This window comes from Shewanella sp. MSW (assembly GCF_007636515.1).
Taxonomy (GTDB): Bacteria; Pseudomonadota; Gammaproteobacteria; order Enterobacterales; family Shewanellaceae; genus Shewanella; species Shewanella indica.
This window is the reverse complement of sequence record NZ_LVDR01000001.1, coordinates 105434-117242: the sequence shown is the minus strand read 5'-3', so window position 1 is coordinate 117242 and position 11809 is coordinate 105434. Positions and strand designations below refer to the sequence as shown.

Genomic DNA, 11809 nt, shown 5'->3' with positions numbered 1-11809 from the left:
GACAAAAAACATACAGCAGATAGCATGATGTTTCACTTTGGTTAATCATAAGGATTTGATATGAATAATATAAGTGTAGCAATGGCATTGATTTCGGCTGTTGTGTTCTCTCAAACCACGTTAGCGAGCGACAATAGACTTTGCCTTACCAACGATACAGAGTTTGTAGCCAGTGGTTACTCCGTGCAGGATGGCATAGACGACCCAAACTTTGACCCAAGTATTGAGGTCCAGGTTACTTATTCAGGGAAGGTTTGCACATCATCGCCAAAAGAAGTGGATACCCTCTCAGTTCCGGTTCCAAACACTCCGATTGAAGGAGATAAAAGGACAATAGTGCAAACTCGTGGAGGGTGGGTATATACCTGGGAACAGCTCTATACCAGTAGTGGATGGCAGACTACTTTGTTTTCGCAACGCTATATTGGTAATGGCAATGGTAAACATGAAGCCCAACGTTAAGTAACAAATTCTGGGCCGTTCTAGGCCCAGTTTCTTACTTGTTTTCCCCTTCCTGAAAAAGATTGTCGGGCGAACAGGCATACCAAGTCTTATGACTTTGTTTAATGCCTTAACGCCAGCCAATGCTTCACCCACCTGTCCGTTATAATCACGCAGGCTTAATTTGGCACTGATAAGTTGTTTATCGCGATACATGGCGCTCTCGGACAAGGAACGCAGATGGCAGTTATTCATCAACTTCCATAGCTTCAACTCTTCTGCCTTGAGTGCATCCACAGTCTTATTTCGAGGATGTCCTGGTTCCCTTTGTCGTCTTGGTTCCCCTTGTCTACTCTGTGCCGAACTCATTTTTAGCTCACTCCAGACTGCGAAAAATATAAAAAAACGCCCCGGTGATTTACAGCCTTACCGGGGCGTTTGGTTGGAGGGTTGCGGCCTGAGGCCGCTTTTACACTAAAGCAGCACTGTAACTCAAAGCACTGCTATTCAAAGTGCTGTTACTCAAAGGCTATTTGAAGAACAGCCATTCCAATCAGTGTCAGTCGAAGAAGCGTCGTCCTTCTGCGGCCATGGTCTTGAGCAATTCACTCGGGGCGAATCTGTCGCCGAAGCGGCTCTGGAAGCGTTCCAGCTTGGCCAGCAACTGATCGGCGCCCATGGTGTCTATATAGTGGAAAGGCCCACCGAGGAAAGGCGGGAAGCCAATGCCGAAGATGGCGCCAATATCCCCATCGCGGGCAGAGGCTATGATGCCCTCTTCCAGACACCGCACCGCTTCATTGAGCATCTGCACCACACAGCGCTCTGCCAGGTTGGCATTTTCGGCGCCAACACCCGGCGCTATCCCCAGCACCTGATAAACACTCTTGTCCACTTCCTTCTTCTTGCCGGCTTTGGGACCGTAGAGATAGAAGCCCTTGGCGTTCTTGCGCCCCTTGCGGTCATCGGCGAGCAGCTTATCGAAGGCAGAGGGGGCAGCGAAACGCTCACCCAACTCTTTTTCGAGTATCGGCGAAATCTTGGCGCCCACATCAATACCCACTTCATCGAGCAGAGTGATAGGGCCGACCGGGAAACCAAACTTCACCAGCGCCTTATCCAGGCTCTCGACACTGTTGCCCTCGAGCAGCAGCTGCGCCGCTTCATTCATATAGAGCGCCAGAATACGATTCACATAGAAACCGGCGCCATCTTTCACCACTATCGGCGTCTTGCCCTGTTTGCGGGCAAAGGCCACTGTGGTGGCTATCGTCTGGGGCGAGGTTTTATCGTGGGCAATCACTTCCACCAACGGCATCTTCTCTACCGGCGAGAAGTAATGCAGGCCGATGACGTTTTCCGGTCTGGCGGCGGCTTCGGCAATCTGACCTATGGGCAGCGACGAGGTGTTGGAAGCAAAAATAGTGTGTTCACCGCATTCGCGCTCGATATCCCGCACCATTTGATGCTTGAGATTGAGATCCTCAAATACCGCCTCGACCACTATGTCGGCATCCTTGACCCCAACATAGTCTGTAGTCGTCGTCATCAAGGCCATCTGCTTATCGCGCACCGCCGGGGTCATATGCCGACGCTTGACGCCCTTATCCAGCAACTTATAGGCATAGCCCAGCGCATTGCTGAGTCCCTGCTCACTGATATCCTTGACCCGCACCGGGATTTTGGCCTTGGTGGTGGTCACTGAGGCGATACCGCCGCCCATCAGGCCACCGCCGAGCACTACGGCCTTGTGAACCGGACTGGGCTCAGCACCTTCGGCGCCGGTTTCCTTTTTCATTTCTGTGGTGGCAAAGAAGATGGAGCGCAGCGCCGCCGACTCGGGCGTCATCACCAGCTCGCCGAAATGGCGCGCCTCTGTGGCCAAACCTGCCTCTATCCCCTGGCTCATCCCCACCCGCACACAGTCGATGATCTTGTCCGGCGCCGGATAGTTACCCTGGGTTTTTCTGGCAACCTGTTTACGGGCCTGATCAAAGATGATTTTCTGCCCAAAGCCGTTGCTTTCGAGCAGCTTGTTCATCATAGGTTGATTATTTTTGCCTTTACCGCGCTTGGCTTTGCCGGCAAATGCCAGTTCAACCGCCGCCTCCAGCAGAATCGACTTGGGCACCACATCGTCCACCAGCCCCATCTTCAGCGCCTGCTTGGGGCGAACCTGCTTACCGGTAAGCATCATATCCAGCGCTGTGGTGATCCCCACCAGGCGTGGCAGACGCTGGGTTCCACCACCGCCCGGCAGCAGACCGAGCTGAACCTCCGGCACCCCCAACATGGTTTTCTTGTCGTCACTGCACACCCGCAGATGACAAGCCAGTGCCAGCTCGAGGCCGCCACCGAGACAGGCGCCGTGAATGGCTGCGACTACAGGAATTTTCAGCCCTTCCAGTTCGGCAAACACCTTATGCCCTGAGCTCGACAGCTCGCGGGCATCGGCGGCGCTTTGACAGGCATCGAGCATGGAGATATCGGCGCCGGCCACGAAGGAGTCGGGCTTGCCTGAAATGATCACCAAGCCCTTGATACTGCTGTCCGCTTTGATTTCGCTCAGCAAGGCACTGATCTCAGGGCCGAATTCGGCCTTGAGGGTATTCATGCTTTCGCCGGGTACATCCATGGAAAGAATGGCAATGCCGTCGTCGCGGCGGCTGAGGCTAAAACTCTTGTTGCTGTTTTCCATCTGCAATTACTCCACTTCCACTATCATTGCCACACCCAGACCACCGGCCGCACAGGCGGTTGTCAGACCCGTACCGCCACCGCGGCGCTTCAGTTCATTACACACTTGGGTGATCAAGCGAGTACCCGTGGCCGCAAACGGATGGCCATAGGCCAGCGAGCCACCGAGCACGTTGAACTTGCTCATATCGATTTCACCAATGGCGCGGCTCTGACCGAGTTTTTCCTCGGCAAACTTCTTCGAGGCAAACATTTTCATATTGGCCAAAGTCTGGGCGGCAAAGGCTTCGTGCATCTCTATCAGGGTCAGATCTTCGAGCTGCATACCGGCGCGTTTCAGCGCCAGTGGCGTGGCGTAGGATGGCCCCATCAGCATGTCTTGCCAGACATCTATGGCGCTGAAAGCATAGCTCTTGATATAGCCAATGGGGGTGTAACCCAGTGCCTTGGCTCGGCCTTCACTCATCAGGATCACCGCAGAGGCGCCATCGGTCAACGGGGTACTGTTGGCGGCAGTGACACTGCCGTGCTTGCGGTCGAATACGGGTCTGAGTTTGGCGTAAGACTCAAGGGACGAGTTGTCGCGGATATTGTTGTCACGCTCGATAAAACTTTTGTAGGGCGGCACATGAGCCACCATGACTTCATCCTTGAGCTTGCCTTCGTTCCAGCTCTGGCTCGCCAGGGTATGAGAGCGGTGGGCCAGCGCGTCCTGATCGGCGCGGCTGATGCCGTGGCTCTTGGCCATCTGCTCGGCGGTTTGCCCCATGGACAGGCCGGTGGAATATTCGGCCACAGCAGGCGGCACAGGCAAGAGATCTTTAAACCCCAGACGGCGAACTATGTTCCACTTCTGTCCCAGGGTACGGGCCTTATTGAGATCGACCAAGGCATGGGCCAACTTGCGGGACACCCCGATAGGCAGCACAGAGGAGGAATCCGAGCCCCCGGCTATGCCTATTTCGATATTGCCCGTCATGATCGACTCGGCAATATTGACAGTGGACTGAAAACTGGTGGCACAGGCACGGGTAACACTATAGGCATCTGTGTGCAAATTCATGCCGGTACCCAGGACAATTTCACGGGCAATATTGGGCGCTGCCGGCATCTGTACGACCTGGCCGTAGACAAGCTGCTCAATCAGCTTGGGGTCCAATTCACTGCGACTGAGCAGCTCATTGACCACCATCTTGCCCATATCCAGCGCCGACACGCCGTGAAACGCCGTCGCCTGTTTGGCAAACGGGGTACGCAGACCGGCCACTATGGCAATCCGCTCGCCCCTGGCATTGGTTACCTGTTGTCTGTCACTCATTTGTCACCCTCTTATTAAGCAGCGCACGCCGAAAATGGCCCTGACACTGCGCTTTATTGTTTTTCCATAAGAGACCCGTACTGCCCTAAACAGGTCTGACCATTAAAAATGTGATCTGATTCTAACTTCTTGTTGGCCGGTTTTAAACACTTGTTTGTTTTTTTAACACTAGCCAAGGGCGCAGGGAATTCTTTACCATAACCGCTGTCTATAGTTGGGCCTTAAAATAAAACGAGTAGCATCATGCCTTTGAGTCGATTTCATGCACTGCGGACCTATCTGGATCAAGTGATCATAGGTCAGCCAATTTTGACCGAAAACCTGCTTATCGCTCTGATAGCCGATGGCCACCTGTTAGTGGAAGGACCACCGGGGCTGGCCAAGACCCGGGCCGTTAAAGCGCTGTGTGATGGCATTGAGGGCGACTTTCACCGCATTCAGTTTACCCCGGACCTGCTGCCGGCCGATTTGACCGGCACCGACATCTATCGCGCCCAAACCGCAACCTTTGAATTTGAGGCGGGGCCGATATTTCACAACCTTATTCTGGCGGATGAAATCAACCGTGCCCCGGCCAAGGTGCAGTCGGCCCTTTTGGAAGCCATGGCCGAAGGCCAGGTGACAGTGGGCAAACACTCCTACAAGTTACCGCCGCTGTTTTTAGTGATGGCGACCCAAAACCCGCTGGAAAACGAGGGCACCTACCCGCTACCGGAAGCCCAGCTTGACCGCTTCCTGATGCACCTGAACCTGGATTACCCGGAAGCAGACACTGAGCTTGAGATCCTGCGTTTGTCCCGCAGCGAAGCCAAGACCCACGGCATGGAGAAAGTCACTCCCATAGGCCAGCAGGAAGTATTCCTCGCCCGGGAGCAGGCGCTGGAGCTGTATCTGGCCGAGCCGCTGGAGCGTTATATTGTTGACTTGGTGATGGCGACCCGTCAGCCTCAGCGCTACAGCGACCAGCTTGCCAAGTGGCTGGAATACGGCGTCAGCCCGCGGGCGACCCAATCCATCGAGCGCTGCGCCCGCGCCCGTGCCTGGTTGTATCAGCGTGACTTTGTCTCCCCTGAAGATATTCAAGCCGTGGTGCCCAATGTACTGCGCCACCGCTTGCTGCTGAGTTATCAGGCGCAGGCCGAAGGCGTCAGCCGCGATCAGGTGATTGACCATGTGCTCAATCAGGTGGCCGTTCCCTGATGAAAGCCGCAGCAACAGACTCTTCACTGCCACTGTTTGCCGACGGCCTCCACCTGTGTGAGGCCGAGCTGCTTGCCTGCCAGAATATCGCCCGCGCTCTGGGTGACCGGCAGGGAAAAGCCCGCGCAGCCATGGCCGGTCACAGAGCCAGCCTGGTCAAGGGCCGCGGCATGGAATTTGCCGAAGTGCGCCACTATCAACAGGGCGATGATGTCCGCACCATAGATTGGCGGGTCACAGCCCGCACCGGCAAGGCGCATACCAAGCTGTTTGTCGAGGAGCGTGAGCGCCCTATTCTGCTGTTGGTGGATATGAAGCACAGCCTCTATTTCGGCTCCCAACTATTATTACAGTCGGTACAGGCGGCGCATCTGGCGGCGACCTTGGGCTGGAATGCCATCATGCAGGGCGACCGTCTCGGCGCGCTGGTGGTGGGCGATAGCGCCCACAGAGAGCTTAAGCCAAGAGCACGCAACCAGGGGATCCTGGCACTGATATCGGCGCTGGTGGCGGTACACAAGTCGCAGCTCGAAGCGCTGGACAGCCCCCATGAAGATGGTCAGGCGTTAATGCTCCAGGCCTGTCAACGTCTGGCACGACTGGCCAAACCCGGCTCCCTTATCTGGATAATCACAGACGGCAACGGTTTTGGCAGCGAATGTCAGCAGGCGCTGTCGGAACTCAAACGCCACTGCGAGCTGGCGGCCTTTGTGGTAACAGATCCCATGCGCCAAGGCACACTCGAGCTGCCGCGGCAGTTTGCCCTGCCGGTACGGGAGTCGGGCCGCAGCCTGATCCTGGATCGCAGCGGTTATGATGCCTGGCTCGGTCGTCAGCGCGCCAACCTGACGCAGTTTGATACCCTGATGCAACAACTCAAGGTCCCGGTTCGCACTCTGGATGCCGGCCGGCGCCTCAATCAACAATTGACACTGTTAAGATGAATCCCAATCAAGCCAATCCGGCGCTGAGTGCGCTCAAGGATATTCAACTACCGGCCGAGGTGCCCTTTTGGCCTCCGGCTCCCGGTATTTGGCTGCTGATGCTGCTGGCCTTGTTACTGCTTGGCGCCGCGGCATTCTTTGGCTATCGGCGCCTGCAGACAGCCAAGGCTCACAAGGCGGTGGCTCAAGCCGCCACGACTGAACTGATGCAGTTGCAGGACCAGGACCCGGAGCTGCTATCCAAGATGAGTGCATTATTGAAACGCACCGCCATCAGCTATGGTGAGCGTGCCCAGGTGGCCGGACTCAGCGGTAAACCCTGGGCCGAGTATCTGGATAACGCACTGCCAGCCAAGCTGCGTGGGCGCTTCGCCTCTTTGCTCGAAAATCAATACAGTGGTCAACCGAGCGCAGCCCCTGCCGAGTTGCGGGCGCTTTGTGTTTGCTGGCTCAAGTGCGCACCGAAACACTTTGCCAAGGGAGGTAAACCAAGATGCTGACCCTCCATTGGCCCTGGTTACTGCTGCTTATTCCATTGCCGCTGCTGCTTGCCTATCGCCCCGCCGTCAACAGCGGTGGTCAACTGCAACTGCCCGGCGTCGATGCCCATGCCCGCGAGCAGCAACAAAGCAAACGCAGAGCGCCCTTGAGTCTCTGGCTGTTGTGGTGCCTGTTATTACTGGCGATCGCCCGGCCACAGTGGCTCGGCGAGCCCATAGAGCTGCCCACAGAGGGGCGGGACCTGATGCTGGCGGTGGATCTCTCCGGCAGTATGCAGATTGAAGACATGGTGCTCGATGGCAAAGCGGTAGACAGATTCACCCTGATCCAGAAAGTGGTCAGCGACTTTATCGAGCGCCGCGCCGGCGATCGTATCGGCCTGATATTGTTTGCCGATGCCGCCTATCTGCAGGCGCCACTGACTCAGGACAGGCGCTCTGTGGCTCAGTATCTCAAGGAAGCCCAAATCGGCCTGGTGGGCAAACAGACCGCCATTGGCGATGCCATTGCCCTGGCGGTAAAACGCTTCGATAAGGTGAAAGACAGCAACCGGGTGTTGGTGCTCTTGACCGACGGCTCCAACAATGCCGGCAGCATAGTGCCGGATCAGGCCGCCGCCATTGCCGCCAAGCGCGGCATCACCATCTACACCATAGGTGTAGGCGCCGATGTGATGGAGCGTCGCACCCTATTTGGCCGTGAGCGGGTCAACCCCTCGATGGATCTGGATGAAGCCCAGCTGCAACGGATAAGCGATGCCACCAAGGGGCGCTATTTCCGTGCCCGGAATACCGAAGAACTGGAGCAGATCTATCAGGAAATCGACAAGCTGGAGCCCGTCAGCCGTGACGCCCTCAGTTACCGGCCGCAATCCGAGCTGTTTTACTGGCCGCTGGGGCTGGCGCTGGTGCTGAGCGTATTGTTGCAGCTGCAGAGCCTGTTGCTCAGCGTCTGGCCAGGGCCTTGGGGGAGGAAATCATGAGTTTGCACTTTATCCGTCCCGAATGGCTGTGGGCCATACTGCCACTGGCATTGCTGTTAGTGCTGCAAAGTCGCCGCCAAGCGGGCCAATCTGACTGGGATCGTTATATTGCGCCGCATCTGGCGCCACTGCTGTTGACCCAAGGCAGTAAAAGCCGCCAAAACCGCCTGCCCTGGCTTGGTCTGGCCTGGTTGGTAGCGGTACTGGCCTTAAGCGGCCCGGCGCTTTACAAGAAACCCCTGCCGGTATTTGCCAGCAGCACAGGACGGGTGCTGGTGATGGATATGTCTTTGTCCATGTATGCCACAGACGCCGCCCCCAACCGTTTGACCCAGGCCAGGTTCCGCGCCACGGATCTGCTGGGGCAACTCAATGAGGGGGAAACCGCGCTGCTGGCCTACGCGGGTGATGCCTTTATCATCAGCCCCTTGACCCGGGATCGCAACACCCTGCTCAATCTGTTGCCAACCCTGAGCCCGGCCATCATGCCAGTGCGCGGCTCCAATTTAACCGCGGCGCTGGAGAAAGCCAAGGAGCTGCTCAGCCAGGGCGGCCACCTGCAGGGCGATATCATCTTGATAACAGATGGCGTCGGCAGCCGTCAGCTCAACGCCGCCAGACAGGCGATTGAGGGCAGTCACTACCGCTTGGGCATTCTGGCGATAGGTTCATCCCAGGGTGCACCGATAAGGCTGCCGGATGGGCAACTGCTCAAGGACAGCCGAAATGAAGTGGTAGTACCGGCCACCGACTTTGGCATGCTCAGCGAGCTGGCGAGTGCCGGGAACGGCATTTTGGTGCCCTACAGCAACGACGGCAAGGATCTGCAAACGCTGGTGCAGTGGCTCGCCACCAGCTCGGATGCCACAGAAACAGATCTTGCCGGCGATACCTGGGTCGACCTTGGCCCCTATCTGGCATTCTTGCTGTTGTTGCCGCTGCTTTTAAGCTTTCGCAGCGGCCTGCCGGTGCTATTGCTGCCCTTGAGCCTTGGCCTGCTTGTCAGCCCATCTAGCCAGGCAAGCGGCTGGGATGACCTTTGGCAAACCCGAGATCAGCAGGGAATGCAGGCATTCAAGCAGGAGGATTTTGCCACTGCTGCCGACAAGTTTGTTGACCCCGCCTGGCAAGGCAGCGCCCGCTACCGCGCAGGCGATTATCAGGGTGCGCTGCAAGCCTTCGAGCAAGATGGCAGTGCCACAGGCTTATACAACCAAGGCAATGCCCTGATGCAGCTTGGCCAATATGAAGAAGCCATCAAGCGCTACAGTGACGCCCTGACACAAGTGCCCGATATGCAGGATGCCATTGACAATAAGGCGTTGGCGGAATCCTTGCTAAAGCAGCGAGAGCAGCAACAAGATCAACAGAGCCAGGATAAGCAAGAGGATCAAAGCCAGCAGGATCAACAACAGAGTTCTCAGTCCGGCAAGGATCAGAGTCAGGACAGTCAGGACAGCGCCCAGGGTGACAACAGCCAGGGCCAAAATCCAAGCAAAGAGCAAGGTCAAAACAGCCAAGCCGACCAAGGCTCAAGCAAGGACTCGCACCAGGGCTCAGATAAAGACGCTAACAAAGAGAATAGCGCTCCTTCCACTGCCGACTCGCAGCAAAATGCTGCTGACAATGCCGCCGATAAGGATGCCGAAGGCGCTCAGAACCCGCAAAATGCCGAGGATAACACCGGCGCAGACTCTGAGCCTGAGATGCAGGCTTCATTGCCACAAGAGCAAGAGCCGCAAAATGAGTCAAGCACAGCTGCAGGTCAAAACGGTGCAGCTAAGCAGGATGGCTCTGAGTCTGATGCCGACAAGGCCAACTCGGCGAGTCTTGCCGAACAACAACAGGGGCCAAACGATGAGCAAAGCGATGATCAGGTTAAGGCACAAGTTGCCGCCTCGTCACTCGATGACACCGAGCCCCTGCCCCCCGAAATGGAGCGGGCGCTGAAGGCATTGGTGGATGACCCGGCCACTTTGCTGCGCAACAAGATGCAACTCGAGTATCAAAAACGCCGCCAGCGCGGCGAGACACCCAAGGACAATGAACAGTGGTAACTAGACTTATTCCTCTATTGCTTCTGTGCCTGCTGCCGCTCAAGGCACTGGCACTGACACAGCTTCAGGCCTCGGTCGATCGCAATCCCGTGACCGAGAGCGAGTACTTTATGCTGTCCGTGGTGGCAGATGATGAACTCGAAGCCCAGGCACTGGACACCTCGGCCCTGTTGAAAGACTTTATCGTCGGCCGCACCAGCGTCAGTCGCAGTACCCAGATCATCAATTTTGATGCCCGCAAGGAAACCCGTTGGCAAGTGATGCTGACCCCCAAAACCACAGGTCAGGTCACTATTCCGGCCCTGAGTATCGATGGCGTCAGCAGCGATGCCATCGAATTGAAGGTGATGCCGGCCGGTAGCCGCCCGGAGGCGCAAAAAAACCTGTTCCTGCGTACCAGTATCTCGGCCAAGGAGGCCTATGTCGGCCAGTTGCTCACCTACAAGGTAAAACTCTTTCTGGCCGTTGAGCTGCAGCGTGGAGTGTTGTCGGCCCCCTCTATCAGCGGCGCCCAGATAAAACAGCTCGGCGAGGATAAAGAAAGCAGTGAAATAGTCAACGGCCGCCGTTTTCGGGTGATAGAGCGCAGCTACGGCATCATAGCCGATGAACCCGGCGAGCTGGCGATTTCCGGTGCCAACTTCTCTGGCGATGTGCTGGTCGATACCCCAAGACGCGGCATGTTCGCCTTTCAGGAAAGTCGCCCCATGCAGGCCCAGAGTGACAGCATGCTGGTCAGCATCAAGCCGATCCCGGCCGAATATCACGGCGACTGGCTGGTATCGGATCTGGTGATGCTCAAAGAGGAATGGGACGACAAGCAGACTTTTGAAGTGGGTCGCCCTATTACCCGCAACCTGACACTGCTGGCATCCAATGCCGATGAAACCAGCCTGCCGGAGCTGAAACTGAGCTTGCCGGACAATCTCAAGAGCTATCCGGAAAAGGCGCAGCGCAAGACCTTCGTTCGCGACAACCAACTTGTGTCTCAACTGACCCAAACCATTGCCATAGTGCCCTCCAAACCGGGGAGTTATACCCTGCCGGAGATCAAGGTGCCTTGGTGGAATCCGCATTTAAAGCAGCAGGAGTTCGCCCTGCTGCCGGCGCGCACTATCCAGGTAGCCCCCGCCGCCGATATGCCACAGCCCGTCATCAACCCGCCGCAGGAAGAATCAAACCTCAGTGCCGGCTTCTGGCCTTGGTTGACCGCTCTGTTTGCGTTGCTGTGGCTGGCCACCTGTGTGTTGTGGCTAAAGGCGCGCAAACAACAAGCGATAGCCGCTCCGGCAACAGTGGCGCAAGCTCAAACAAGCGAAACCCGGCCGGGGTTGGCTCAGGCTTGTCAGCAAGGGGACTTGAGCCGGGTATTCAAGGCATTGCTACAGGAACTCAGTGATATCACGGGCCATAGCGTCACACTCGATGAACTGCCTAAACTGGCACCTGAGTTGGCCGTCGTGGTCGCCAAGATTCAGGCCAGTCGCTATGGCAGACGAGGCAGCGATCCCGCTCAGTATTTCCCGGCGCTGCTGCAAACCTTTGAGCGCTTCAAGAGCCAATACTCCAAGGCGGCTGATTCGGCCTCGGCGCTGGCGCCGCTAAACCCTTAACAGCAGGCCCCGGGCTCATCAAGCTACTAGCTTGTTAAGCCCGGGGTAATCCCAAT

The 11809-nt window shown here is 56.7% G+C and carries 9 protein-coding genes and 1 pseudogene; 7 read left to right on the top strand and 3 right to left on the bottom strand.

Annotated features, from left to right (window positions below):
- Positions 1–60 precede the first annotated feature (60 nt).
- Positions 61–462: a hypothetical protein gene (locus AYI96_RS20225; RefSeq protein ID WP_167388619.1), complete on the top strand. Its 402-nt coding sequence runs from the start codon at positions 61–63 to the stop codon at positions 460–462.
- 60 nt (positions 463–522) lie between these two features.
- Here AYI96_RS20225 and AYI96_RS00455 read toward each other — a convergent pair.
- From AYI96_RS00455 to fadI, 3 genes and pseudogenes are all read right to left on the bottom strand, one after another.
- A pseudogene (locus tag AYI96_RS00455) lies at positions 523–765 on the bottom strand (IS5/IS1182 family transposase); the annotation flags it as partial.
- A 235-nt stretch (positions 766–1000) separates the two neighbouring features.
- Positions 1001–3139: a fatty acid oxidation complex subunit alpha FadJ gene (gene fadJ / locus AYI96_RS00450; protein ID WP_144360766.1), complete on the bottom strand. Its 2139-nt coding sequence runs from the start codon at positions 3137–3139 to the stop codon at positions 1001–1003.
- A 6-nt stretch (positions 3140–3145) separates the two neighbouring features.
- The gene (fadI, locus tag AYI96_RS00445; RefSeq protein ID WP_044734713.1) at positions 3146–4456 is read right to left on the bottom strand and encodes an acetyl-CoA C-acyltransferase FadI; all 1311 of its coding nucleotides are present in this window, start codon (positions 4454–4456) and stop codon (positions 3146–3148) included.
- A 243-nt stretch (positions 4457–4699) separates the two neighbouring features.
- Here fadI and AYI96_RS00440 point away from each other — a divergent pair, with 243 nt between their 5' ends.
- From AYI96_RS00440 to AYI96_RS00415, 6 genes are read left to right on the top strand one after another with little or no spacing between them, the layout of a single operon-like run.
- Positions 4700–5656: an AAA family ATPase gene (locus tag AYI96_RS00440; protein ID WP_100145617.1), complete on the top strand. Its 957-nt coding sequence runs from the start codon at positions 4700–4702 to the stop codon at positions 5654–5656.
- Positions 5656–6600, top strand: a complete 945-nt coding sequence (locus AYI96_RS00435; RefSeq protein WP_144360765.1) for a DUF58 domain-containing protein — start codon at positions 5656–5658, stop codon at positions 6598–6600. Before AYI96_RS00440 ends, AYI96_RS00435 begins: the two co-directional genes overlap by 1 nt.
- Positions 6597–7100 carry a DUF4381 domain-containing protein gene (locus AYI96_RS00430; protein ID WP_144360764.1) on the top strand — a complete coding sequence of 168 codons (504 nt, stop codon included), beginning with the start codon at positions 6597–6599 and terminating at the stop codon, positions 7098–7100. Before AYI96_RS00435 ends, AYI96_RS00430 begins: the two co-directional genes overlap by 4 nt.
- Positions 7094–8083, top strand: a complete 990-nt coding sequence (locus tag AYI96_RS00425) for a vWA domain-containing protein (protein WP_144360763.1) — start codon at positions 7094–7096, stop codon at positions 8081–8083. Before AYI96_RS00430 ends, AYI96_RS00425 begins: the two co-directional genes overlap by 7 nt.
- Complete coding sequence (locus AYI96_RS00420; RefSeq protein WP_144360762.1) at positions 8080–10140, top strand: vWA domain-containing protein; 2061 nt, start codon at positions 8080–8082, stop codon at positions 10138–10140. Before AYI96_RS00425 ends, AYI96_RS00420 begins: the two co-directional genes overlap by 4 nt.
- Positions 10134–11753, top strand: coding sequence for a BatD family protein (locus AYI96_RS00415; RefSeq protein ID WP_144360761.1), 1620 nt, complete (start codon positions 10134–10136; stop codon positions 11751–11753). The genes AYI96_RS00420 and AYI96_RS00415 overlap by 7 nt, the downstream gene beginning before the upstream one ends.
- Positions 11754–11809: the final 56 nt, after the last annotated feature.